The sequence below is a fragment of the Phenylobacterium sp. genome, from assembly GCF_013822795.1.
Classification (GTDB): Bacteria; Pseudomonadota; Alphaproteobacteria; order Caulobacterales; family Caulobacteraceae; genus Phenylobacterium.
Genome location: NZ_PNLB01000003.1, coordinates 36,794 through 60,077, shown reverse-complemented (window position 1 = coordinate 60,077; position 23,284 = coordinate 36,794). Strand labels below are relative to the sequence as shown.

Sequence of the window (23,284 nt, the reverse complement as noted above, 5' to 3'; positions counted from 1 at the left end):
CAGCAAAATCAATGGTCAGGCTTGCCGCGGCGCCGCGCGGGAGGCGCCTGGCGGCAGAAATTGCCCGGCATTAACCATACCATAAGCTTGCCCCGCGAGATTTGGGACGAACCATGGTAGAGGGCCTTTTATGAAGGTCAGCGGAACAAACGGCGTCGGATCGGCCGCCGGGCCGGGCAAGGCTAAGCCCGCCGGCGGAGGCGGGTTCCAGGTCGCCCAGCCTGCGGCGGCTGCGGGCGCGGCTCAGGTCGCCCGCGCCGGCGGCGTCGGCGGCGTGATGAGCGTCGATGCGATCCTCGCCCTGCAGGATATCGGTGGCCCCCTGGAGCGCCGCCGCCGCGCCGTCGGGCGCGCGGGGAAGATCCTCGATGTTCTCGAAGACGTGAAAATCGCGCTCCTTTCGGGCGACGTGTCGGTGGACGATCTAGAGCGCCTGAAGCGGGCGGTCGCCGAGGAGCGTCAGGGTTCCGACGACGAACGCCTAGAAGGTGTATTGAACGAGATTGAAACCCGTGCTGCCGTGGAGCTAGCTAAACTCGAGCGCGCGAATCGTGCGGCGTAATGGCCTACGGAGAGCGAGGTTCGTTGAAAGCGGATTTCTATTTGGTATAAGCGGCCCGCGTTTCGTCGGGTTGATGTACCGAGGGGGCTTGAGGCGTCTATGAGCACGGCCACGATGTTGGCGGAAAAGCCTGAATATCGTCCTTCCGAGGACGAGGAATTCATGAATGAGCGGCAGCTCGAGTATTTCAAACAGAAGCTGCTGAACTGGAAAGAGGACATTCTCCGCGAGTCCCGGGAAACCCTGGCTCACCTTCAAGCGGAGACTGAGAACCATCCGGACCTGGCGGACCGGGCGACGTCGGAAACCGACCGAGCCCTTGAGCTGCGTACCCGTGATCGCCAGCGCAAGTTGATCTCCAAGATCGACGAAGCTCTGCGGCGGATCGAGGATGGATCGTACGGCTACTGCGAGGACACCGGCGAGCCGATTGGCGTCGCCCGCCTCGAAGCCCGTCCGATCGCGACGCTGAGCCTGGAAGCCCAGGAGCGGCACGAGCGCCGCGAACGGGTCCATCGGGACGACTGAGTTTGATAGGGCGGTCCTTCGGGGCGCCCTTTTTCTTTGCGATCTTGTCTGAGGACGGTCCTCGTGGCCGCTCGCGGAGCTATGCCGTCGCGATAGCGCTCCGGCCCGCGAGCATTTTGATCGCTGGCGGCTCCGACCTCTGGTCCAGCTCGAAGACGGACGTTACATGACAGGGCATGTCCACGCGCCTCGTCATCGCCGCCATCCAAGCCAATCCGACCGTGGGCGCCATCGCCCATAACGAGGCGCTGGCGCGTGAGCGCCTGGCTCAAGCCAAGGCGGCCGGGGCCGACATCGCCGTCTTCTCCGAGCTGTTCATCAACGGCTACCCGCCCGAGGACCTGGCGCTGAAGCCGGCCTTCTGGGCCGCCGGCAAGGCCGCGGTCGAGCGCTTGGCCCTCGACACCAAGGACGGCCCGGCCGCCCTGGTCGGCGTCATCTGGCCGAATGCGACGCCGGGCGGGCGTCCGCACAACGCCCTGGCCTTCCTCGCTGAGGGCGAGATCAAGGGCCTGGCGATCAAGGGCGACCTGCCGAACTACGGGGTCTTCGACGAAAAGCGGGTGTTCGAGGCCGGCGCCTCGGCCAGCGTCTTCGAATGGAAGGGCGTGCGCCTCGGGGCGCCGATCTGCGAGGACATCTGGTCGGCTGCGATCTGCGCCGACCTCAAGGCCCAAGGCGCGGAGATTCTGCTGGTCCCCAACGGCTCGCCGTTCCGCCGCACCGCCGATCACGAGCGGATGGGCGTGGCCAAGGCGCGTGTCGCCGAGACCGGCTTGCCGATGCTCTACGTCAACGAGGTCGGCGGTCAGGACGAGCTGGTCTTCGACGGCGGCTCGTTCGCGCTGTCGGCGCAGGGCGAGGTGGTCATGCGCCTGCCGATGTTCGAGGAAGCCTTCGCCCTGACGGTTTGGGAAAAGGGCGCGGCCGGCTGGGCCTGCGTCGAGGCGCCGATGGCCGACTGGGTCTCGGGCCCGGAAGAGGTCTATCGGGCCATGGTGCTGGGCCTGCGCGACTATGTGAACAAGTCCGGCTTCCCGGGCGTCTTGCTGGGCCTGTCCGGCGGGGTGGACTCGGCGATCAGCGCCGTGGTCGCCGCGGACGCGCTCGGCGCGGATCGGGTCCGCTGCTTCATGCTGCCCTCGCGCTACACCAGCCAGGACAGCCTGGACGACGCCGCAGACTGTGCGAAGCGGCTGTCCATTCGCCTGGACGAGATCTCGATCGTCCCGGCCATCGACGCCTTCGCCCAGATGCTGACCCCGCACTTTGAGGGTAAGGCCCCGGACCTGACCGAGGAGAACATCCAGGCCCGCGCTCGCGGCGTCTCGCTGATGGCGCTCTCTAACAAGCTCGGCCTGATGCTGATGACCACCGGCAACAAGTCGGAGATGGCGGTCGGCTACGCCACGCTCTACGGCGACATGTGCGGCGGCTACAACGTCCTCAAGGACATCTACAAAACCGAGGTCTACGCCGTCTGCGACTGGCGCAACACCAACGATCCCTATGGCGTCGCCGCCGATCCGATCCCCGAGCGCATCCTGACCAAGGCCCCGTCGGCCGAGCTGCGGCCCGACCAGAAGGACCAGGACAGTCTGCCCGAATACGCCGAACTCGACGCCATCCTGCATGGCCTGGTGGAGGAGGAGGCGACCCTCGACGAGATCGTCGCCCGCGGCCATGCGCCCGAGACCGTCGAGCGCATCCAGCGGCTGCTCTACAATTCCGAGTACAAGCGCCGTCAGGCCGCGCCCGGCGTGAAGGTCGGGGCCCGCGCCTTCGGCCGCGACCGCCGCTATCCGATCGTCAACGGCTTCCGGGACGTGGTCAGCAAGTGATCGCGCCGGTCATCGAGACGGAGCGGCTGGTGCTGCGGCCGCACGCCAAGGCCGATCTCGACGTCTGCGCGGCGCTGTGGAGCGATCCCGAGGTCGTCCGCTTCATCGGCGGCCGCGCCTTCACCCGTGAGGAATCCTGGGCCCGGCTGCTGCGCTATGTCGGCCATTGGCGCGAGATGGGCTTCGGCTTCTGGGCGGTCTGCGAGAAGTCTAGCGGCCGCTTCGTCGGCGAACTCGGCCTGGCCGACTTCATGCGCAGCTTCGAGCCGGGCTTCGGCGACACGCCGGAAATGGGCTGGGTGCTGAGCCCCGCCGTCCACGGCAAGGGCTATGCTAGCGAGGCGATCGCCGCGGCCCTGGCCTGGGCGGACGCCAATCTGGCCGGCGCGCGCACGGTCTGCATGATCAATCCGCAGAACGCGCCGTCCCTCCGCGCCGCCGACAAGGCCGGCTTCCGCGAATACGCCCGCGCCGACTACCACGGCGAAGTCGTGCTGCTGGAGCGGATGCGCCCCTAGGTCAGTTGGGCGACGTCCGGCGCGGCGTCCGGGCCGATCGGCATGCCGCGGCGCAAGGCCGGGATGACGTCCTCGATCGTATCCACCGCCGCCCAGCTCTCCATGAAGCTGGGCGGCGTCAGGTGTTGGTCGACGGTGTGCTGGAACAGGTGGAACAGCGGCTCCCAGAAGCCGTCCGGATTGTAGAACACCACCGGCTTGCCATGCAGGTCGAGGCGTCGCCAGGACAGCAGCTCGACCACCTCTTCCAGCGTGCCGATGCCGCCGGGCAGCACGACGAAGCCGTCGGAGCGCTCGAACATCATCATCTTGCGCTCGTGCATCGACTCCACGACCACCGTCTCGACCACGTCGAGGCGACGCTCACGCTCCTTCAGAAAGGCCGGGATGATGCCCAGAACCTTGCCGCCGGCCTCGTGCGCGGCGACCGCGCAGGCGCCCATCAGGCCGACCCCGCCGCCGCCGTAGATCATCGTCAGGTCGGCCGCCGCCAGCCCGCGTCCGAGCTCGGCGGCGCTGGCCAGCAGGGCCGGATCGGCCGCATCTGAAGAGCCGCAGAAGACGCAGACAGAGTCGAGGCGGTCGGGCGCGTCGCCCATTTGATGAAGCTCCTGGAGAATCAACGCGGCGCGCTTGCAGAGGCGCCGGGAAAGACCGATTAGCTAGGCCGAGAACCAGGGAGTTTCAAGCTGCGCCGAGTCCCGCTTCATCCGCCGCTTCTGGCGGCGCTCGCCCTCGGTCTGGCCGCCTGCGGCCAGGACCCTGCGCCCGGCGCTTCGTCGGCCGCCAACAGCGCGCCGGCCCAGACCGACGTCGGCTATCTGGCCCCGCCGCAGGTCAGCGCGGTGCGGCTCGACGGCGACAGCCTGCAGATCAGCGGCTCGGCCCCCGGCTCCTCGCAGGTGCGCCTGGCGACGCCCGAGGGCAAGGCGCTGTTCGCCGAAGCCGATGCCAAGGGCGCCTGGCGGCTGGCCGCGCCGCGCGGCAGCCAGCCGCAGATCTACGGCCTCTCGGCGACTGGCGGCGGGCGCACGGTGCAGAGCGAGGGGTATCTGCTGCTCACTCCCGACGGCGAGGCGGCGCTGCTGCGGGCCGGAACCGGCGCTCTGCGGGTCGGCCGCACCGGGAAGAACGACCTCGACGCCGTCGATTTCGACCGTGAGGGCGGGGCGGTGGTGTCCGGCCGCGCGCCGGCCGGCGCGGCGCTCAGCGTCCATGTCGACGGCCGCAAGCTCGCCGAGGGCCGGGCCGACGCGCGTGGCCGCTATGTCCTGTCCCTGACCCAGCAGCTGGAGCCGGGTCGGCGGCAGATCGACGTCTTCGGCGACGCCACCGAAAACCCGGTGGAGATCGAAGCGACCCCGGCGGCGGCGCTTTCCAGCGGCCCGTTCCGCGCCGCCTCGGTGGCGGCTGGCCTGCGTGTCGACTGGATGACGCCGGGCGGCGGGGTCCAGTCGACCATCCTGTTGAAGTGACCTGCCCATGACCCCGGCTATGGCCGCCCGCCGCCAGCCCGACGCCATCGCCCCGGCCTCGGTGAAGTTCGATTTCTGGCGCTCCATGCGCGACCTGGCGGCGCTGGTCATGCGCTCGGGCGCGCCCGGCCTGGGCTGGCGCGTGGTCGCGTCCTTGGCCCTGGTGTTTGCGGGCAAGGCGGCGGGCGTGGCCGCGCCGGTCGCGCTGGGCGAGGCGATCAACCGCCTGGCCCCCGGGGCCGGGCAGGCCGCCTCGCTGGGCGTCGACTTCGTCATGCTGGCGCTAGCCTTTACGGCCTTGCGGCTGGTGTCGGCCTTCGCGCCGAACCTGCGCGACATGATCTTCACCGTGGTCGCCCAGTCGACCATGGCCAAGGCGGCCACCGAGACCTTCGCCCACACCCTGGCTCTGGGGCTGGACTACCACCAGGGCAAGCAGACCGGCTCGCTGGCGCGGGTCATCGATCGCGGCGCGCGGTCCACCGACTTCCTGATGCGTAGCGTGGTGTTCAACCTCGGGCCGACGGCGATCGAGCTGGTGCTGGCCATGGCGGTGATGGCCATGCGTCTGGATTGGCGGTTCGCGGCGACGGCTCTTGTCACCATCGTCCTCTATGCTGTGCTGACCTTCAAGATCACCGACTGGCGGCTCAGCCACAGGCGCGAACTGAACGAAGCCGACAGCCGCAGCGCCGGCCTGTCGGTGGACGCGCTGCTGAACTACGAGACCGTGAAGACCTTCGGTTCGGAGGATCGCACCGTCGACCGCTACGAGGCGGCCATGGCCGACTATGTCCGCGCCGGCGTCCGCGCCAACGCCTCGCTGGCCATGCTCAACGCCATCCAGGCGGTGGTGCTGAACCTGGGCTTGGCGCTGATGACGGTGATGGCCGGCTACGAGGTCATCAACGGCCGCATGCGGATCGGCGATGTGACCATGGCGATCCTGCTGCTGATCGGCATCTACGGGCCGCTCAACATGCTGGGCTTCAACTACCGCGAGATCCGCCAGGCCTTCATCGACATGGAGCAGATGGTCCAGCTGCGCGCCGTGAAGCCGGATATCGTCGATGCGCCCGACGCCCGGCCGCTGCCGCCTGCCAGCGGCCGCGGGGCCGAGATCGTGTTCGAAGACGTGGAGTTCCGCCACGACGCCCGCTCCACCGGCCTGATCGACGTCAGCTTCCACGCCCCGCCCGGCGCGACGGTGGCGCTGGTCGGTCCGTCGGGGGCCGGCAAGACCACGGCCATCCGCCTGGCCCTGCGCCTGATCGATCCGCAGAGCGGAAGCATCACCCTCGACGGCGTGGACCTGCGAAAGGTCCAGCAGAGCTCGCTGCGTCAGGCGATCGCCCTGGTGCCCCAGGACGTGGCGCTGTTCAACGACACCATGGCCGCCAACATCGCCTTCGCGCGGCCCGGCGCCAGCCTGGCCGAGATCCGCGCCGCGGCTGACGCCGCCGAGCTGGGCGGCTTCATCGACAGCCTGCCGAACGGGCTGTCGACCCTGGTCGGCGAGCGCGGTCTGAAGCTTTCGGGCGGCGAGCGCCAGCGCGTCGGCATCGCTCGCGCCCTGCTGGCCGATCCGCGGCTGCTGATCCTGGACGAGGCGACCAGCGCCCTCGACGGGCCGACCGAAGCGGCGATCCAGGAGACGCTGCGCAAGGTCCGCGCCGGCCGCACGACCTTGGTCATCGCGCACCGCTTGTCGACCATCGTCGACGCCGACCTGATCCTGGTCCTGCGCCGCGGCCGCATCGTCGAGCGCGGCCGCCATGCCGAACTGCTCGAGAAGGGCGGCGAGTATGCGGCTCTTTGGCGTCGTCAGACCCGCGAGGCGTGACGCGGCGCCTCCACTGGGTCTAGGGTCCGGCCCTCAGGTTTCGCAAGGCCACGCCGATGTTCAATCCCAATCCCTGGCTGAAGCTGTCGATGGACGCCTTCTGGCTCGGGGCCGAGTCGAGCCAGGTGGTGGCGCTGCGCATGATGAAGCTGGCCGGGGGCGGGGCAGGGGCCGCGGCCGAGGCTCAGCGCATGGTGGCCGAGAAGGTGTCCGCCGCCATGGCCGCCCAGACCGAGCTCGCGCTCGGGGCCATGAGCGGTTCGCCGCATGCCGGCCCGACCAAGGCGATGGCGCTCTACCGCCGCCGGGTGCGCGCCAACCGCCGCCGGCTGGCGCGCGAAGTCTGACCCGCTACTCGGCGGCCTTCGGGATCTCGCCCTCGGCGGCGCCGGCGAAGGCGTCGGGACGGGGCTTGCGGCGGCGCAGGCCGAGCCGTTGGCCCAGCCAGCCGAACCGCCGGCCATAGACCTTCGGCGCAGCCAGCATCACCGGCGTCAGGATCAGCGTCAGCAGGGTGGCGAACGACAGCCCCCAGACCACCGCGCCAGACAACTGCACCCACCACTCCGACCCAGGCGCCTTGTACTCCATGTGCATGCCGTGGAAGTTCGGGTGCAGCTGGAACATCAGCGGCAGCAGCCCGACGACCGTCACCAGCGTGGTCAGCATCACCGGCCGGAACCGCTGGGTGGCGGCGCGCACAGCCGCCTCGTCGGCCGGGAAGCCGGCCCGGCGCAGCTGGTAGTAGGTGTCGACCAGCACGATGTTGTGCCCGACGACCACCCCGGCCAGGGCCACGACCCCGGTCCCCAGCATGATCACCGAGATGTAGTCGAACGTGTGGTGGATGTTGACCACCACGCCCAGCAGCACGCCGACCGTCGACAGCGCCACCGCCGACAGCGTCACCACCACGCCGTAGAACGAGTTGAACTGCCAGAGCAGGATCACGCCCATCAGGAACAGCGACACCGCCATGGCGGTGACGAAGAACTTCGCCGCCTCCTGGCCTTCCTCGTCGGCGCCGGTGAACTTCCAGCGCACGTTCGGATCGATGTTGGCCTTTTCCAGCCAGGGCCGCAGCTCCGAGATCTTGTGGCTCGCCGCCACGCCTTCGACGGTGTTGGCCTGGATGACCGCCAGGCGCTGGCCGTCGCGGCGCTGGATCGTGGTCACCTGCTGGGCGGGGGCCAGCTTGATGAAGTAGCTGGCCGGCACCGGGCCGAACTGGGTCGGGATCTTCAGAGTGTCGAACGCCGCCACGTTGCGGCTTTCAGGCGGGAAGCGGACACGGATGTCCAACTCATCGTCGGCGTCGTCGGGGCGGAAGCGTCCGACCAGCACGCCGCCGGTGACGAACTGGATCGCCTGGCCGACGGTCAGCACGTCGACGCCGTAGCGGCCCGCCGCCTCGCGGTCGACGGTCATGTTCCACTCGATGCCGGGCGAGGTGCGGTTGTCCTCCAGCTCGTGCAACTGCCGGTCGGCGGCCAGCTTGGCCTTGACGATGTCGGCCGCCTTGTTGAGCGCCGCCGGGTCCTGGCTGCGCAGTTCGACCTGCACGTCCTTGCCGGTGGGCGGTCCGCCCTGCGGTTCGCGCACCTCGACCTCGACGCCGGGGATATTGGCGACACGCTTGCGGACCTCGTTGGCGATATCCTTGCCGACCAAGCCGAGCGCCAGCCGATCTTCGTAGTCGACGAAGTCCAGGCTGATACGGCCGATGGTGTCGTTGGGGATCGAGTTCGGCCCGCCGCCGGGGCTGGCCGTGCCCGAGCGCACGAAGATCGAATTGACGCCCTTCTGCCCGATCAGCCGGTTCTCGACCTGGCGCACGATCTGGTCCTGGGCCTGCGGCGACAGGTTGCCCCGCGCTTTGACGTAGACCGAGACGTATTCGGGGTCCTGCTGCAGGAAGAACTCGGTCGGCTTGTTCTCGGCCCGGAAGGCGATCACCACCACGATGATCACCGCCAGGGTGGTGAACATGGTCGTGGTCGGGTGCCGGCCCAGGACGTCGATCGTGCGCGCGTACCAGCCCATGAAGCCGGTCATCTCGCGCGGGTCGCCGCGTTCTGACTTCTCGATCTCGGCCAGATGCGCCTCGTCGACCGCCGCCTTGCGCCCGAAGATCGAGCCCAGGGCCGGGGTGAAGATCAACGCGATGAAGATCGACGCGCCCAGCACGTAGAACAGCGTCATGGGCAGGAAGCTCATGAACTTGCCGGGGATCGAGTTCCAGAACAGGAACGGCAGGAAGGCGCAGAGCGTCGTCAGGGTGCCGTTGAGCACCGGCCAGAACATCCGCTTGCCGGCCGCGGCGAAGGCCTCTTCCTTCGACATGCCCTCGGCCATCTTCCGGTCGGCGTACTCGACCACCACGATGCCGCCGTCGACCAGGATGCCGACCGCCAGCACCAGCCCGAACATGACCATCTGGTTCAGGGTCACGCCGGTGGCGTTGAGCATCAGGAAGGCCAGCATGAAGCAGGCCGGGATCGCCGCGCCCACCATCAGCCCCTGGCGGATGCCGAGCGTCGCCACAATGATCAGCATGACCAGGATGGTGGCGATCAGCAGCCCGCTCTCCAGCACCACCAGGGTGCGGCCGATGAAGTCGCTTTCGTCGAAGATGTAGGAGACCTTGACCGTCTCGGGCCAACGCTTCTGCTCCTCGGCGACGACCTTGCGGACCTCCTTGACGGTGTCGAGGACGTTGGCCCCCGAGCGCTTGGCGACGTCCACCGAGAAGGCCGGCTGGCCGTTGAAGCGGGTGATGTAGTTGGCTTCCTTGAAGGTCCGCCGCACGTCGCCGATGTCGCCGACCGTGATCAGCCGGTCGCCGTTCTTCTTGATCGGCAGCGCCAGGATGTCGGCCGGCTGGTTGACCACGCCGGGCACCTTGACCGCGAACTTGCCGGCCCCGGATTCCAGGTTGCCGGCCGGAACCAGCTGGTTGTTGCGGCCGATCACCTGCGCCAGCTCGCCGGGGGAGACGTTGGCCGCCTCCATGCGCACGGGGTCGATGGTGACTTCCAGCAGCTCCTCACGGCCGCCGTTCAGATAGACCTCGAGCACGCCGGGGGTGCTCTCCAGCCGGTCCTGCAGGCTGCGCGAGATCTGGAACAGCGTGCGTTCGGGGGCCGCGCCGGACAGCACGATGCCGATGATCGGCTCGCCAGAGGCGTTGGCCTCCTCGATGATCGGCTCCTCGGCGTCGGGCGGGAACTTGCCGCGGGCCAGGTCGACCTTGGCGCGGACCTCGCCCAGGGCCTTGTCCTTGTTGAAGTCGGCTTCGAACTCCAGGTTCACGATCGCCATGCTCTGGCGGGCGACCGCGTTCATCTCCTTGACGCCCTCGATCGTCTGCAGCTCGGTCTCCAGCGGCCGCACGAGCAGGCGCTCGGCGTCCTCGGGACTGACGCCGGGATAGGGCACCACCACGGTGATGAACGGGAAGTCGATGTTCGGGTTGGATTCCCGCGGCATCGACAGATACGCAAAGAACCCGAACAGGCTGGCGATCAGCGTAACGGCCAGCACCACCTTGCGCCGTTTGATCGCGCCGTCGATCAGAGGTCCGATCATAGCCTCGTCTCCTGATGAGCAGGGGCGCGCCTAGCGCGCCGCGGCCACTCGAACCTTCTGCCCCTCGGCCACGTACGACTGGCCGACGGTGATCACACGGACCGGGCCCTTCAGGCCGGTCACCCAGATGCCTTGCGGGGTCTCCTCCAACACCTTGACCGGCGCGAACGCGACCTTGTCGTCAGCCAGCACGTAGCGAACGCCCTGGCGTCCGCTCGCGTCCAGCACCAGCGTCGACAGCGGCACCAGGTGGGCCGGGCCCGAGCCGCTGTTGATCCGCACCGCCGCCGACAGGCCCGAGCGGGTCATCTGCGGGTTCGCGGTGGTGATCTCGATGCGATAGGTGCGGGTCTGGGCGTCGGCCTCGCGGGCGGCGTAGCGCACCTTGCCGGTCAGGGTCTCGCCGGAGGTGAGCTGAGCGCTGGCGCTCGACCCGATCTTGACCTTGGAGGTCTCGGTCTCGGGCAGGTCGCCGACGATCAGCAGCGGATTGAGCTCGATCATCGTGCCGCAGGGCTGACCCGGCGCCAGATAGGCGCCGACCTCGGCGTCGCGCTTGTCGAACACGCCGTCGAACGGCGCGCGGATGCTCATCTGCTCGACGCCCAGCTCGGCCTGGCGGACCGTCGCCGAGGCGGCGTCCAGGTTGGCCTGGTCCTGCAGGACCTGGGTTTGCGAGCGATAGCCCTTGGCGGCGAGGTCGGCCGAAGCCTTCTGCTGCAGCTGGCGCGAGCGCATGTTGGCGCGCGCCTGGTCCAGCGTCGCTTGGCGGGCGTCGACGTTCAGCCGGCAGAGCACCGTGCCCTTGCGCACGAACGAGCCTTCGACGGCGGGGGTGGCGGCGACGACGCCGGCGGTCTCCGAACGAACCACGACGCTGCGCGCCGCCTCGGTGCGGCCGCGGATCGCCACGGCGTATTCGTGTGTCGCTTCAGGGGTGAGGACCGCCTGCACGGTCGGCAGGGCGCCGGCGCCGGTGGTCTTGGCCTCGGCCTTGCCCTTGCCCGCACGGCTCACGATCGTCCCGATGCTGAAGGCCAGCACCAGCACCACCACCACCGCGATCACAAACAGGTACTGTGATTTTACTCGCATTCAGTCGTTTCCCCCCGGGCAGCAACGAAGTCGCGACCGCATCTGAATCGCAGTCGTATGCCCGGACCGCAGAAATCAGGTTTTAGCGTCTTCTGATGCCGCTGTTCTGCGACTGCAAATGAAATCGCGGACAGACAACCTAAAGGACGGATAATGTGCCCCCGGCGCCGCATGATTGCAGCATGGCCTTGCTTGCTCTTTAACGCCGCGGACGCTCAAATATCCGTCGCCTGCAAGGAAAGTACGCCGCCGTGAAATACCTGCACACCATGGTCAGGGTCGCAGACCTCGATGCTTCGCTCGACTTTTACTGCGCCAAGCTCGGCTTGGTCGAAGTTTCCCGCGCAGAGAACCCGGGCGGGCGATTCACCCTGGTCTTCCTCTGCGCCCCGGGCGACCGCGAAGCGGCCTTGGCCGCCAAGGCCCCGATGGTCGAGCTGACCTACAACTGGGATCCGGAGGACTATCAGGGCGGCCGCAACTTCGGGCACCTGGCCTACGCGGTCGACGACATCTACGCGACGTGCCAGCGCCTGGCCGATGGCGGGGTGACCATCAATCGTCCGCCGCGCGACGGCCACATGGCCTTCGTGCGCTCGCCCGACGGCATCTCGATCGAACTGCTGCAGGCCGGTCCGCGCAAAGAGCCGGCCGAGCCCTGGGCCTCGATGCCGAACACGGGGGCGTGGTGAGCGGCCGCCTCTCCGGGCGCTCGGCGCTCATCACCGGCGCGGCCGGCGGCATCGGCCTGGGCTGCGCGCGCGCCTTTGCCGCCGAGGGCTGCGATCTCGTCCTCCTCGACCTCGACGAGGCGCGGGTGATCGCCGCCGCCGAGGCGTTGGCCGAGGCCAGCGGCCGCAAGGTCCATGCTCTGGCCTGCGACCTCGCCGACGCCGAGGCGGCGCGCAAGGCGGTGATCCGCGCCGCCGCTCTGCTGGGACGGATCGACGTGCTGGTCAACAACGCCGGCATGTTGGTCCCGGGCGATATCCTGGACGCCGACCTGGCCGACTTCGACCGGGTGATGACGGTGAACCTGCGCGCCCCGTTCGTCGTCGGCCAGACGGTCGCGCGGCACATGGTCGACGCCAAGATCAAGGGCTCGATCATCAACATGTCCTCGATCAACGCCGTGCTCGCCATCCCCGGCCAGTTGGCCTACGTGACCTCCAAGGGCGGCCTGGCGCAGCTGACCAAGGCCATGGCCCTGGGCCTTGCGCCGCATGGCGTGCGGGTGAACGCCATCGGTCCGGGCACGATCGTCACCGACATCTTGAAGGGCGTGCTGGAGGACGACGACGCTCGCCGCAGGGTGCTGCAGCGCACGCCGCTGGGCCGCTTCGGCGAGGCCGACGAGGTCGGCAAGGTGGCGGTGTTCCTGGCCAGCGACGACAGCTCCTACATCACCGGCCAGACCATCTATCCCGACGGCGGCCGGCTGGCGCTGAACTACACGGTGCCGGTGGCGGACTGACCTCAATTGCTCCCCCACTGGGGGAGCTGTCAGCCGAATGGCTGACTGAGGGGGACCTTGCCTCTCGTTTTTCGAGAGTGGTCCCCCTCCGTCTCGATGCTCCGCCTCGATCCACCTCCCCCAAGAGGGGAGGAACTCGGCTGTTTTCCGTCCCCAGACCCGCTACAAGCCCGCCGATGTTGCGACTGACCGAACTCAAGCTGCCCCTCGGCCATCCGGAAGAGGACCTGCGCGCCGCGGTGCTGGCCAAGCTGGCGGGCCCGGAGGCCGAACTCGTCTCGTTCGAGGTCTTCCGCCGCGCCAACGACGCGCGGCGCAAGTCGGCGATCCTGATGGTCTACACCGTCGACGTCGTCGTGACTGACGAGGCCGCCGTGCTCGCCCGCCATGCCGGCGACCGCAACGTCCAGCCGACCCCGGACATGGCCTATCGCCAGGTCGCCCAGGCCCCGGCCGATCTGGCCAAGCGGCCGGTGGTCATCGGCGCCGGCCCGTGCGGCCTCTTCGCCGGTTTGATCCTGGCCGAGATGGGCTTCAAGCCGATCATCCTCGATCGCGGCAAGGTCGTGCGCGAGCGTACCAAGGACACCTGGGACCTCTGGCGGCGCAGCAAGCTGCACCCGGAATCCAACGTCCAGTTCGGGGAGGGCGGCGCCGGCACCTTCTCCGACGGCAAGCTCTACAGCCAGGTCAAGGATCCGCGCTTCCTCAGCCGCAAGGTGCTGACTGAGTTCGTCGACGCCGGCGCGCCGCCCGAGATCCTCACCGAGGCTCACCCCCACGTCGGCACCTTCCGGCTGGTGACCATGGTCGAGGCCATGCGCGAAAAGGTGGAGAGCCTTGGCGGCGAGTACCGCTTCCAGCACAAGGTCGAGGACTTCGACATCGTCGATGACGGCGGCCAGCGCCGGATCCGCGGCCTCCACTTGCAGGACGGCGGCTACATCGAGGCCGACCACGTGGTCCTGGCCCTCGGTCACAGCGCCCGCGACACCTTCCACACGCTCTACGACCGCGGCGTCCACATCGAGGCCAAGCCGTTCTCCCTGGGCTTCCGGATCGAGCACCCGCAGTCCTGGATCGACCGCGCCCGCTTCGGGACCAACGCCGGGCACAAGGACCTGGGCGCGGCCGCCTACAGCCTCTCGCACCACTGTTCCAACGGCCGCACGGTCTACAGTTTCTGCATGTGCCCGGGCGGCACGGTGGTCGCCGCCGCCTCCGAGCCGGGGCGGGTCGTCACCAACGGCATGAGCCAGTATTCCCGCAACGAGCGGAACGCCAACGCCGGCATCGTCGTCGGCATCGAGCCGGAGCGTGACTATCCCGGACACCCGCTCGCTGGCATCGCCCTGCAGCGTCACTGGGAGGCCCAGGCCTTCGTCGCGGGCGGCGAGACCTACGCCGCGCCTGGCCAGCGGGTCGGCGACTTCCTTGCCGGCAAGCCTTCGACCAGCCTCGGCGAGATCGTCCCTTCGTACCGCCCCGGCGTGACGCCCACCGACCTTTCGTCCTGCCTGCCGGACTACGCCATCGAGGCGATCCGCGAGGCCCTGCCGGCCTTCGCCCGCCAGATTCCCGGATTCGACGCCGCCGACGCCGTCCTCACGGGGGTCGAGACCCGTACCTCCTCGCCGGTTCGCATCACCCGCGGCAAGGACTTCCAGAGCCTCAACACCGCCGGTCTCTATCCGGCCGGCGAAGGCGCAGGCTACGCTGGCGGGATCCTCTCGGCCTCCATCGACGGCATCAAGGTCGCCGAAGCGGTGGCGCGGAGCATCGTTGGCTAGGGCGCGGCCCCAGGACTGGCGGTCTGGCCTGATAGGCTCCCGTTGGACGGCGTTGGAATTCGAGCGATTTTCAGTCTGTCGCTGGCAGGCTCCGCCGCGCGAACCCGGCGATGATCAGGCCGAAGGCCAGCATCGCCAGCCCGTTCTTGACCAAGCCCTCGACGCTGAACGTCGGGTAGCGGCCGACGGCCGACAGCGGCATCACCACGTAGTTCATGACCCCGTAGATCACGACGCCGTAGGCTAGGCCCGCGGCGATCCAGGCGCGGCGCAGCGCCGGCGCGGCGAGCGTCGCCAATACGAAGACCGCGGCGATGATCAGGCCCATCAGTTCCTGCAGCACGGCGCCGAGCGCCGCCGTGGCCGCGCCGCCGTCGAACGCCGCCTTGCCAATCAGGCCGCTGGCGATGAAGTGCAGGATGGTCGTCAGGCTGGCGCCGCTGATCAGCATGGCCGCACCGATGTCGAGGGTGGCCGCGACCACCCCGCCCAGGATGATCGCCGTCAGGATCGAGCGTTTCGAAGCCACGTGCGTCCCCCGTCCAGCCTCGGACGCGAGGACGCTAGTCGAAGACCGGCGTTTGCTCAATCGGGCCGCTAGCCGCGTGCGAACGCCTCGATGTCGGCGTTCAACGGGGCGACGTGGGTGACGAACAGGCCATGCGGGGCGCCGGCATAGACCTTCAGAGCGCCGTTCTTCAGCAGAGCCGCCGCCGGCTTGCCGGTAATCTCCAACGGCGCCGAGGCGTCCATGTCGCCGTGGATCACCAAGCAGGGCAGGTCGATCTGAGCCATCTCGCGGCGGAAGTCGGCGCTGGTCATGGCCCGGTTGCAGTCGATCACCGCCTGCATCGAGGCCTGCAACATCATCGCCTTGATCCCGTCGCGCATGGCCTGAGAGGTCGCGGGGACCACGAACGGCGCTTCGTTGGCGCTCAGCCAGCCGGGGAAGTCGGCCATGATCGCCTTGAGGTTCAGATCCAGCAGTTCGGCCGGCACGCCCATGGGGTTGTCCGCCTTCTGCTCGATGCAGGGCAGGGCGGGGGCCAGGAACAGCACCTTCTTCACCCGGCCTGCTGAGCCATGGCGGGTCAGGTAGCGGACGGCCTCGCCGCCGGCCATCGAGTGGGCGACCAGGGTCACGCCGCGCAGGTCCAGGGCGTCCAGCACGCTGGCCAGGTCGTCGGCCAGGGTGTCGTAGTCGTAGCCGCGGCCGGGATCCTGCGAGCGGCCGTGCCCGCGGCGGTCATAGGCGATGCAGCGGAAGCCGGCGGCGCTCAGCGGCGCCATCTGGTAGCCCCACATCTCCGAGGTCAGGGCCCAGCCGGCCAGGAACACTATGGGCTCGCCCGCGCCCCAGTCGCGGATGAAGAGGCTCGCGCCGTCGCGGGCGGCGACATGGGTGCGGACGGCGGGCTGGGCGGCGTGGGCCGGCGCGCCGGCGGCCAGAACGGCCCCGCCGAGGGCTCCGGTGGTGAGAAGGTTGCGCCTGTCCATGTGTCTCTCCCTGGTCTGATGGACACAGGGATGCCGCACGCCATGCGGCTGCGCGATTACGCGTCAGGTAATGACGGCGCCTTCGGCGGATAGGCGTGGATCACCCCGTTCGGGTCTTCGATGGTGGTCTCGCCGACATAGTCGGGGCCGACCGGAACCTTGCCGTGGCCGTCCGGGATGTCGAGCACGTAGGTCGGCTGGCAAAGCCCCGAGAAGCGGCCGCGCATGGCGCGCATCAGCGCCCGGCCTTCTTCGATGCTGGTCCGCAGATGCGCGGTGCCCGGCGCCAGGTCGCCCTGGTGCAGGTAGTACGGCTTGATCCGGTTCTCGACGAAGCCGCGCATCAGCGCGCCCAGGGTCTCGGGATCGTCGTTCACGCCCTTCAGCAGAACGGTCTGGCTCAGCATCGGCAGGCCGGCGTCGATGATGCGGGCGCAGGCGGCGCGGGCCGCAGGGGTCAGCTCGCGCGGATGATTGGCGTGCAGGGCGACATAGACGGCCTTGCCCTCGCACTGGATCGCCGCGACCAGTTCGTCGCTCACGGCGCCGGGGTCCACGACCGGTACGCGGGTGTGGTAGCGGACCACCTTCACATGCTCGGTGGCCGCCAGGCGGGCGGAGATGTCGGCCAGCCGCCGCGGTGACAGCACGAACGGGTCGCCGCCGGTGACGATGACTTCCCAGATCTCCGGCCGTCCGGCGATGTAGGCGAAGGCGGCGCCCAGCTGCGCTGGAGTCAGGTTCGACAGCCCCTCGGGCCCGACCATCTCGCGCCGGAAGCAGAACCGGCAGTAGACCGCGCAGGTATGGGTCGGCTTCAGCAGAACACGGTCGGGATAGCGGTGGACGATCCCCTCGACCGGGCTGAAGGCGAAGTCGCCGACCGGATCGGGGTTCTCTTCGGCGCGCATCTCCAGCTCGGCCTCGCTGGGCATCAGCTGGCGGGCGATGGGATCGGCGGCGTCGTCGGGATCGATGAGCTCGGCCATGTCCGGGGTGATCGCCAGCGCGTAGCGGGCAGCCACGCGCTCAAGCTCGGGCAACCGCTCCAGCGGCGCCAGCCCGGCGGCGACCAGGTCGCCAGGTTTGCGAAGCGTGCTCATCCTGCGCGCATATGGCCCATGCAGGGCGAGGGGGCAAATGCGGCCTAGCGCGCGACGTCGGCCACCGGGGTCCAGACCACCTGCTCGATGCGGCTCGCGCCGGTCGCCAGCATCACCAGGCGGTCGAACCCCAGCGCCGAGCCGCAGGCGCTCGGCATGTGGGGCAGGGCGGCGAGAAAGTCCTCGTCGATCGGGTAGCGCTCGCCGTAGACGCGGGCCTTCTCGTCCATTTCGGCCTGGAACCGACGGCGCTGCTCGACCGGATCGGTCAGCTCGCCGAACGCATTGGCGAGCTCCACCCCACAGGCATAGAGCTCGAAGCGTTCGGCCACCCGCGGGTCGGACGCCTTGGGGCGGGCCAGGGCCGCCTCGCTGATCGGGTACTCGCAAAGAACGGTCGGCCGGCCCATGCCCAGGTTGGGCTCGACCTTCTCAACCAGCACCTTCGAATAGATATCCTGCCAGACGTCATCGTCGGCGATGCGGACGCCGCAAGCCCTTGCCGCGTAAGCCAGTCCGTCGCGGTCGGTCTCGCCGTCCGCCGCGACCGTGGCCAGCAGGTCGATCCCGGCATGGCGCTGGAAGGCCTCCTGCAGGCTCAACCGTTCAGGTTCCTGGAAGGGATCGCTGGAAACCTGCCGATAGGAGAGGGTTTTGGCCCCAATCGTCTCCGCCGCGAGCCGCAGCAGGTCCGCGCAGTCGACCATGAGTTGTTCATAGGGCTCGCCCGTCCGGTACCACTCGAGCAGGGTGAACTCCGGGTGATGCAGCGGCCCGCGCTCGCGATTGCGCCAGACCCGCGCGAAATCGAAGATCCGCGTCTCGCCGGCGGCCAGCAGCTTCTTGCACGCGAACTCGGGCGAGGTGTGCAGGTAGAGCGGTCGACGCTCGCCGGCATTGCCAATGATTTCAGTGCCGAAGGCGTGCAGATGCGCCTCGTTGCCGGGCGAGACCTGCAACGCCGCGCCCTCGACCTCAATGAAGCTGCGATCCTCGAACCAGCGGCGCACGGCGCGGGTGATCGCGCCTCGCGCCAGCAGGAACGGCCGGCGGTCCTGGTGGATGTCGGCCCGCCACCATGGCGATTGTGAAGTCATCGGCACGGCGTCCTCTATGCGGCCAATTCGATCATGACTGGCGAATTTCGCCTTCATCGTATAGGTGCGCGCCAAGACCGCCGCTCGGCGGAATCGCGCGAGGCCGATGCCCGGCCTCCCAATAGGCTCGAGGACGAACTACGTGAAGGTCGCTGCCAGCTCGCTCAGGAAAGGCGCCGTCGTCGATATGGACGGCAAGCTCTATGTCGTCCTGACCGCCGAAAACATCCATCCCGGCAAGGGAACCCCGGTCACCCAGCTCAACATGCGCCGCATCTCCGACGGGGTGAAGGTGTCCGAGCGCTGGCGCACGACCGAGCAGGTCGAACGCGCCTTCGTCGACGACCGCAACTACAACTTCCTCTACCAGGACGGTGAGGGCTACCACTTCATGCAGCCCGAAACCTACGACCAGGTCGTGGTTTCCGAAGATACCGTCGGCGACAACGCGCCGTGGCTGACCGACGGCATGACCGTCGTGCTCTCGGTCCACGAAGGCGTGCCGATCGCCATGGAACTGCCGCGTCTGGTGACCTTCGAGATCGCCGAGACCGAGCCGTCGGTGAAGGGCCAGACCGCTTCGTCGTCGTACAAGCCGGCGATCCTGACCAATGGCGAGCGCGTCATGGTGCCGCCGTACATCACCGCCGGCACGCGCGTGGTGATCCTGACCGAAGACTGGACCTATCAGGAACGCGCTAAGGACTAAGTCTCTCGCGAGGCGGGGGATCAGGCGAAGCGCCTGGCCCCCGCCACGCACAGCACCACCGCGACGGTCACCGCCGCCATCGACCAGCCCACGGGCTCGCCCAGTAGGCCCGCCGCCAGGGCCAGCCCCATGAAGGGCTGCAGCAGCTGCAACTGCCCGACCGCCGCCACGCCGCCCGCGGCCAGGCCGCGGTACCAGAACACGCATCCGATCAGCATGCTGAACAGCGAGACATAGGCCAGGCCCGTCCAGGCCTGCGCGCTGATCGCTGCGAGCTCCGCCGGGCGCGCCAGCAGCGCCGCCGGCGCCATCAGCGGCAGGCATAGGATCAGCGACCAGCAGACCGCCTGCCAGCCGCCCAGGCGGCGCGAGACGCGGCCGCCCTCGGCGTAGCCCAGGCCGCAGACGACAATGGCGGCGACCATCAGCAGGTCGCCCTGCACGGAGCCCGCGCCGCCTTGGCTGAAGGCGAAGCCCGCGACCAGCGCCGCCCCGATCAGGGCGAAGATCCAGAACGAGCGCTTGGGCCGCTCGCCGCCCAGCAGCACCGCGAAGACCGCGGTGGTTATTGGGAGCAAGCCGACGAACACGATCGAGTGGGCGGCCGTGACGTGTTGGAGCGCCAGGGCGGTCAGCATCGGGAAGCCCAGCACCACCCCTAGGCCCATCATCGCCAAAGGGGCGAGGTCGCGTCGCTCCGGCCTCGGCGCGCGGAAGGCGGCCAGCAGGGCGATCGCCAGCAGGCCGGCGATGCTCGCCCGTGCCGCGGTCAGAAAGGTCGGCGAGAGTTCGGCCACGGCGATGCGCGTGGCGGGCAGCGATCCCGAAAAGATCGCCACCCCGAGAAAGCCGTCCAGCCAGCCGCGCGTCTTCGCATCCATGTCCGCATCTCCGTTCTTCGTCGGTATGCGCCGCGCGGCGCTCGCCCAGCCAGGAACGGTCAGGTACAATTGCGCCAAACTGTACTGATCAGGATTGCAATACAGATGACGTTCGAAAGCGGCGGCACGCGCGTCGATCAGGTCATGGCCGCCATCCGTCAGCGCATCGCCGGCCGCGCCCTCCAGCCGGGGGCGAAGGCGCCGTCGATCCGCGCCTTCGCCGTCGCCATGGGCGTCTCCAAGTCGACGGTGGTGGAGGCCTACGACCGCTTGGCGGCAGAGGGCGTCATCCAGGCCCGGCGCGGCTCGGGCTTCTATGTCGCCGGCCGCACGCCGCCCCTGGCGCTGGCCGAGCTGGGACCTAGGCTCGATCGGTCCATCGACCCGCTGTGGGTGTCGCGACAGTCGCTGGAGACGTGGCCTGACGCGCTGAAGCCCGGTTGCGGCTGGTTGCCCACTGACTGGATGCCGCAGGACGCCGTGCGCCGCGCCTTGCGCAGCCTGGCGCGGTCCGAGCGCGCCAACCTGACCGACTACGGGCCGCCGCTGGGGCTGCCGGCTTTACGCCAGCATCTCTCTCGGCGTCTGGCCGAGCACGGCGTCGAGGCGCCGCCCGGCCAGATCATGCTGGCCGAGTCGGGAACCCAGGCCATCGATCTGGTGTGCCGCTTCCTGCTCGAGCCGGGCGACACGGTGATGGTCGACGATCCCTGCTACTTCAACTTCCACGCTATGCTGCGCGCGCACCGGGTGCAGGTGGTCGGCGCGCCGTGGACTGCGTCGGGGCCCGATCTCGAGGCGTTCGAGCTGGCGCTGATCGAGCACCGGCCGCGGCTCTACATCACCAATTCGGGGCCGCAGAACCCGACCGGCGCCATCCTGACTCCGGTCGTGGCCCACCGTCTGTTGAAGTTGGCCGAACGCCATGGCGTGACCATTGTCGAGGACGACATCTATGCGGACCTGGAGATCGAGCCTGCTCCGCGCCTGGCGGCCTTCGACGGCCTCGACCGCGTCGTCCACATCGGCAGTTTCTCCAAGACCCTGTCGGCCGCAGCGCGCTGCGGCTTCATCGCCGCCCGCGCTGACTGGATCGAAGGACTGGTGGACCTGAAGGTCGCCACGTCGTTCGGCGGCGGGCAGCTGGCGGCCGAACTGACCCTGGCGATCCTCACCGACGGCGGCTATCGCCGCTACTTGGCCAGCCTGCGCGAACGACTGGCCCGGGCGAGGGGAGAAACCTTGCGGCGCCTGCGGACCATGGGGCTCGAGCCCTGGATCGAGCCGCAGGCAGGGATGTTTCTCTGGATGGCCTTGCCCGAAGGCGTGGACGCAGCCCGGCTCGCGCAGCGCGCTCTGTCGGACGGGGTGGTGCTGGCGCCCGGCGACGCCTTCAGTCTCTCGCAGTCGGCGCGCGGCTACATGCGCTTCAACGTCGCCCAGTGCGCCGATGGACGGGTCTACGAGGCCCTTGAGCGCGCGATGCGGGCCTAGGCGGGAGTCGCGCCGGCGCGCCGGGTTGAGCTCGCAGTCGGGCGCTACTAATGATGGCGGTGAGCTTTGAATGCTCGCCGTTGTTGTGAATGGACGCATGGCTAGTCTGACCGCCCAGCAAATCCTCGATGGGATGCTGTTCCCGAACATGAAGTGGACCGGCCCGGTCATCACCTTCAGCGTTCCCGGGCCCGCAAGCACCTGGGAGGCCTATCCGGACCTGGGGAGCGAATGGAAGGAGTACTGGGGCAATGAACCTCGGCGGGCCGGCTTCGGCTTTCTGACCGAAGATCAGGCCAGCGCCGTCCGCGTCTTCGTGGCGAGCTACGAGCGCCTGATCGCGACGCCGATCAGGGAAACTGTCGACGCGGCGCAGCAGGGCGACATCCGCATCGCCTTCGTCGATGCACATCCGTGGGGAGGCTACGCATCGCCCCCGCCAGCGATCGGCGGCGGAGCCGATCCGGGCGCTGGCGACATTTGGCTCGACGACGGCATGGCGAAGAGCACGCTGGGGGTGGGCTGGAACTTTGAAAAGGGCGAGACGGTCTTGCCGGTCGTGCTTCACGAGTTGGGGCATGCGCTGGGGCTGAATCACCCGTTCGACCACGCAATGGCGCTTCCGGCGGCGTTCGATTCCACCCGCTATTCGGTGATGTCCTACACCACCGCAGAGGACGTCGAGACTCTAAGCTTCTACCGCTACGGCGACGGCATGATGACACGGGGGGAGCGCCTCGTCGTCGCGCAGCCGATGGTGTTCGACATCCTGGCGCTACAGTCGCTCTACGGGGTTAACCCGACCACGGCGGCCGGCGCCGACATCTATAGTTGGGACGAAAACACTCCGTTCCTGACGTCAATTTACGATGCGGGCGGGGCGGATCGCATCGATCTGTCGGCGCATAGTCGGCCGTCTTACATAGACCTGACCCCAGGCGCCTACAGCAGCATCGCCATCTACACGCGTGAGGCCCAGCAGGCCTTGTGGACGGCGAAATTGCCCGACTTCGCCGACGACATCGCCAGAGCCTACGACAACTCGGAGACGCACGGCATTCTCTACACCGGGCGCGACAATCTCGGCATCGCCTACAGCACGACGATCGAGGACATCGCCGCCGGGGGCGGAGCCGACACCTTGATCGGCAATGCGGCGGCCAACACCTTGGCGGGAAACGCGGGCGGCGACCGAATTCTGGCCGGCGAGGGGAACGACACGATCCTCGGCGGCGCGGGGAGCGACTTCCTCCGGGGTGAAGACGGCGACGACAGCCTCATGGGCGGCGACGGCTTTGACGACATGCACGGCAACAAGGGCGCCGACACCCTGTTCGGAGGCCAGGGCGACGACTGGGTGCTCGGCGGCCAGCATGACGATCTGCTCTACGGCCAGGCCGGGAACGATCTCGTCTACGGGAACATGGGGCGCGATCTGCTGGAAGGCGGCGATGGCGCAGACACGATGCTGGGCGGTCAGGACGACGACACTCTGGTCGGCGGGTCCGGCGCGGACTTCCTCTCCGGCGACCGCGGCGACGACACAATCCGCGGCGGGGCTGGGGCCGACACTTTCCACTCGTTCGCGGGCGCTGGAATCGATCGCGTTCTGGACTTCAATCGCGCTGAAGGTGATCGCGTCGCGATCGGCGGGGGCGCCGCCTATGCGGTTACAAGCGGCGGCGGCGACGTCTTCATCACCCTGGACGGCGGCGGGCAGGTCATCCTGGTCGGGCGGTCGCTTGCCGATCTGACCGGAGACTGGATCGTCTCGATTTAGGCTTGGGCG

At 68.6% G+C, this 23,284-nt stretch carries 21 protein-coding genes; 13 read left to right on the top strand and 8 right to left on the bottom strand.

What is annotated here, in order from left to right:
* Positions 1 to 130 precede the first annotated feature (130 nt).
* The 4 genes from C0481_RS03350 (at position 131) to C0481_RS03335 (ending at position 3,449) form a co-directional block, all read left to right on the top strand.
* The gene (locus C0481_RS03350) at positions 131 to 562 is read left to right on the top strand and encodes a flagellar assembly protein FliX (RefSeq protein ID WP_293400672.1); all 432 of its coding nucleotides are present in this window, start codon (positions 131 to 133) and stop codon (positions 560 to 562) included.
* A gap of 99 nt (positions 563 to 661) precedes the next feature.
* Complete coding sequence (gene dksA / locus C0481_RS03345) at positions 662 to 1,090, top strand: RNA polymerase-binding protein DksA (RefSeq protein WP_183769634.1); 429 nt, start codon at positions 662 to 664, stop codon at positions 1,088 to 1,090.
* Between the two features lie 176 nt (positions 1,091 to 1,266).
* Positions 1,267 to 2,931, top strand: a complete 1,665-nt coding sequence (locus C0481_RS03340) for an NAD+ synthase (RefSeq protein WP_293400667.1) — start codon at positions 1,267 to 1,269, stop codon at positions 2,929 to 2,931.
* Complete coding sequence (locus C0481_RS03335) at positions 2,928 to 3,449, top strand: GNAT family N-acetyltransferase (protein ID WP_293400665.1); 522 nt, start codon at positions 2,928 to 2,930, stop codon at positions 3,447 to 3,449. The genes C0481_RS03340 and C0481_RS03335 overlap by 4 nt, the downstream gene beginning before the upstream one ends.
* Here C0481_RS03335 and C0481_RS03330 read toward each other — a convergent pair.
* A complete protein-coding gene (locus C0481_RS03330; protein WP_293400663.1) occupies positions 3,446 to 4,048 on the bottom strand; it encodes a TIGR00730 family Rossman fold protein in 603 nt (200 codons plus the stop codon). The two genes, C0481_RS03335 and C0481_RS03330, sit on opposite strands and share 4 nt — an antisense overlap.
* Positions 4,049 to 4,294: 246 nt before the next feature.
* On the opposite strand from C0481_RS03330, the gene C0481_RS03325 reads away from it, so the two are divergent.
* Genes C0481_RS03325 through C0481_RS03315 form a run of 3 tightly spaced genes read left to right on the top strand, consistent with a single transcriptional unit; the run spans position 4,295 to position 7,114 of the window.
* Complete coding sequence (locus C0481_RS03325) at positions 4,295 to 4,924, top strand: hypothetical protein (protein ID WP_293400661.1); 630 nt, start codon at positions 4,295 to 4,297, stop codon at positions 4,922 to 4,924.
* A gap of 19 nt (positions 4,925 to 4,943) precedes the next feature.
* Positions 4,944 to 6,767: an ABC transporter ATP-binding protein/permease gene (locus C0481_RS03320; RefSeq protein ID WP_293401047.1), complete on the top strand. Its 1,824-nt coding sequence runs from the start codon at positions 4,944 to 4,946 to the stop codon at positions 6,765 to 6,767.
* A gap of 56 nt (positions 6,768 to 6,823) precedes the next feature.
* Positions 6,824 to 7,114: a hypothetical protein gene (locus C0481_RS03315; protein WP_293400659.1), complete on the top strand. Its 291-nt coding sequence runs from the start codon at positions 6,824 to 6,826 to the stop codon at positions 7,112 to 7,114.
* Positions 7,115 to 7,118: 4 nt separating this feature from the next.
* On the opposite strand, the gene C0481_RS03310 is transcribed toward C0481_RS03315, so the two are convergent.
* The gene (locus tag C0481_RS03310) at positions 7,119 to 10,355 is read right to left on the bottom strand and encodes an efflux RND transporter permease subunit (RefSeq protein WP_293400657.1); all 3,237 of its coding nucleotides are present in this window, start codon (positions 10,353 to 10,355) and stop codon (positions 7,119 to 7,121) included.
* Between the two features lie 30 nt (positions 10,356 to 10,385).
* Entirely contained in the window at positions 10,386 to 11,450 is a 1,065-nt protein-coding gene (locus C0481_RS03305; RefSeq protein ID WP_293400655.1) for an efflux RND transporter periplasmic adaptor subunit, read from the bottom strand.
* A gap of 251 nt (positions 11,451 to 11,701) precedes the next feature.
* On the opposite strand from C0481_RS03305, the gene C0481_RS03300 reads away from it, so the two are divergent.
* The 3 genes from C0481_RS03300 (at position 11,702) to C0481_RS03290 (ending at position 14,714) form a co-directional block, all read left to right on the top strand.
* The gene (locus C0481_RS03300; protein ID WP_293400653.1) at positions 11,702 to 12,142 is read left to right on the top strand and encodes a VOC family protein; all 441 of its coding nucleotides are present in this window, start codon (positions 11,702 to 11,704) and stop codon (positions 12,140 to 12,142) included.
* On the top strand, positions 12,139 to 12,924 hold the full coding sequence (locus C0481_RS03295) for an SDR family oxidoreductase (protein WP_293400651.1): 786 nt from the start codon (positions 12,139 to 12,141) through the stop codon (positions 12,922 to 12,924). The genes C0481_RS03300 and C0481_RS03295 overlap by 4 nt, the downstream gene beginning before the upstream one ends.
* A gap of 176 nt (positions 12,925 to 13,100) precedes the next feature.
* Complete coding sequence (locus C0481_RS03290; RefSeq protein WP_293400649.1) at positions 13,101 to 14,714, top strand: NAD(P)/FAD-dependent oxidoreductase; 1,614 nt, start codon at positions 13,101 to 13,103, stop codon at positions 14,712 to 14,714.
* A 70-nt stretch (positions 14,715 to 14,784) separates the two neighbouring features.
* Here the strand turns inward: C0481_RS03290 and C0481_RS03285 are convergent, their stop codons facing one another.
* The 4 genes from C0481_RS03285 to epmA all read right to left on the bottom strand — a co-directional run bounded on the left by C0481_RS03285 (position 14,785) and on the right by epmA (position 18,411).
* Positions 14,785 to 15,243 carry a hypothetical protein gene (locus tag C0481_RS03285; protein WP_293400647.1) on the bottom strand — a complete coding sequence of 153 codons (459 nt, stop codon included), beginning with the start codon at positions 15,241 to 15,243 and terminating at the stop codon, positions 14,785 to 14,787.
* 68 nt (positions 15,244 to 15,311) lie between these two features.
* Positions 15,312 to 16,211: an alpha/beta hydrolase gene (locus C0481_RS03280; RefSeq protein WP_293400645.1), complete on the bottom strand. Its 900-nt coding sequence runs from the start codon at positions 16,209 to 16,211 to the stop codon at positions 15,312 to 15,314.
* A 56-nt stretch (positions 16,212 to 16,267) separates the two neighbouring features.
* Entirely contained in the window at positions 16,268 to 17,314 is a 1,047-nt protein-coding gene (locus C0481_RS03275; protein ID WP_293400643.1) for a lysine-2,3-aminomutase-like protein, read from the bottom strand.
* Positions 17,315 to 17,358: 44 nt separating this feature from the next.
* Positions 17,359 to 18,411: an EF-P lysine aminoacylase EpmA gene (gene epmA / locus C0481_RS03270; protein ID WP_293400641.1), complete on the bottom strand. Its 1,053-nt coding sequence runs from the start codon at positions 18,409 to 18,411 to the stop codon at positions 17,359 to 17,361.
* Between the two features lie 142 nt (positions 18,412 to 18,553).
* Here epmA and efp point away from each other — a divergent pair, with 142 nt between their 5' ends.
* Positions 18,554 to 19,120 carry an elongation factor P gene (efp, locus tag C0481_RS03265; RefSeq protein WP_293400639.1) on the top strand — a complete coding sequence of 189 codons (567 nt, stop codon included), beginning with the start codon at positions 18,554 to 18,556 and terminating at the stop codon, positions 19,118 to 19,120.
* 20 nt (positions 19,121 to 19,140) lie between these two features.
* On the opposite strand, the gene C0481_RS03260 is transcribed toward efp, so the two are convergent.
* Positions 19,141 to 20,001, bottom strand: coding sequence for a DMT family transporter (locus tag C0481_RS03260; protein WP_293400637.1), 861 nt, complete (start codon positions 19,999 to 20,001; stop codon positions 19,141 to 19,143).
* Between the two features lie 105 nt (positions 20,002 to 20,106).
* Here C0481_RS03260 and C0481_RS03255 point away from each other — a divergent pair, with 105 nt between their 5' ends.
* Together C0481_RS03255 and C0481_RS03250 are read left to right on the top strand one after the other, a co-directional pair.
* On the top strand, positions 20,107 to 21,495 hold the full coding sequence (locus C0481_RS03255; RefSeq protein ID WP_293400635.1) for a PLP-dependent aminotransferase family protein: 1,389 nt from the start codon (positions 20,107 to 20,109) through the stop codon (positions 21,493 to 21,495).
* A 148-nt stretch (positions 21,496 to 21,643) separates the two neighbouring features.
* The gene (locus C0481_RS03250; RefSeq protein ID WP_293400633.1) at positions 21,644 to 23,275 is read left to right on the top strand and encodes a hypothetical protein; all 1,632 of its coding nucleotides are present in this window, start codon (positions 21,644 to 21,646) and stop codon (positions 23,273 to 23,275) included.
* The last annotated feature ends 9 nt before the right edge of the window (positions 23,276 to 23,284 follow it).

Bases quoted from the DNA above. Each gene is read 5' to 3' on its own strand.
- C0481_RS03350 (WP_293400672.1), top strand. From the start codon at position 131: ATGAAGGTCAGCGGAACAAACGGCGTCGGATCGGCCGCCGGGCCGGGC.
- dksA (WP_183769634.1), top strand. From the start codon at position 662: ATGAGCACGGCCACGATGTTGGCGGAAAAGCCTGAATATCGTCCTTCC.
- C0481_RS03340 (WP_293400667.1), top strand. From the start codon at position 1,267: ATGTCCACGCGCCTCGTCATCGCCGCCATCCAAGCCAATCCGACCGTG.
- C0481_RS03330 (WP_293400663.1), bottom strand. From the start codon at position 4,048: ATGGGCGACGCGCCCGACCGCCTCGACTCTGTCTGCGTCTTCTGCGGC.
- C0481_RS03320 (WP_293401047.1), top strand. From the start codon at position 4,944: ATGGCCGCCCGCCGCCAGCCCGACGCCATCGCCCCGGCCTCGGTGAAG.
- C0481_RS03315 (WP_293400659.1), top strand. From the start codon at position 6,824: ATGTTCAATCCCAATCCCTGGCTGAAGCTGTCGATGGACGCCTTCTGG.
- C0481_RS03310 (WP_293400657.1), bottom strand. From the start codon at position 10,355: ATGATCGGACCTCTGATCGACGGCGCGATCAAACGGCGCAAGGTGGTG.
- C0481_RS03305 (WP_293400655.1), bottom strand. From the start codon at position 11,450: ATGCGAGTAAAATCACAGTACCTGTTTGTGATCGCGGTGGTGGTGGTG.
- C0481_RS03290 (WP_293400649.1), top strand. From the start codon at position 13,101: ATGTTGCGACTGACCGAACTCAAGCTGCCCCTCGGCCATCCGGAAGAG.
- C0481_RS03280 (WP_293400645.1), bottom strand. From the start codon at position 16,211: ATGGACAGGCGCAACCTTCTCACCACCGGAGCCCTCGGCGGGGCCGTT.
- C0481_RS03275 (WP_293400643.1), bottom strand. From the start codon at position 17,314: ATGAGCACGCTTCGCAAACCTGGCGACCTGGTCGCCGCCGGGCTGGCG.
- epmA (WP_293400641.1), bottom strand. From the start codon at position 18,411: ATGACTTCACAATCGCCATGGTGGCGGGCCGACATCCACCAGGACCGC.
- C0481_RS03260 (WP_293400637.1), bottom strand. From the start codon at position 20,001: ATGGATGCGAAGACGCGCGGCTGGCTGGACGGCTTTCTCGGGGTGGCG.
- C0481_RS03255 (WP_293400635.1), top strand. From the start codon at position 20,107: ATGACGTTCGAAAGCGGCGGCACGCGCGTCGATCAGGTCATGGCCGCC.
- C0481_RS03250 (WP_293400633.1), top strand. From the start codon at position 21,644: ATGAAGTGGACCGGCCCGGTCATCACCTTCAGCGTTCCCGGGCCCGCA.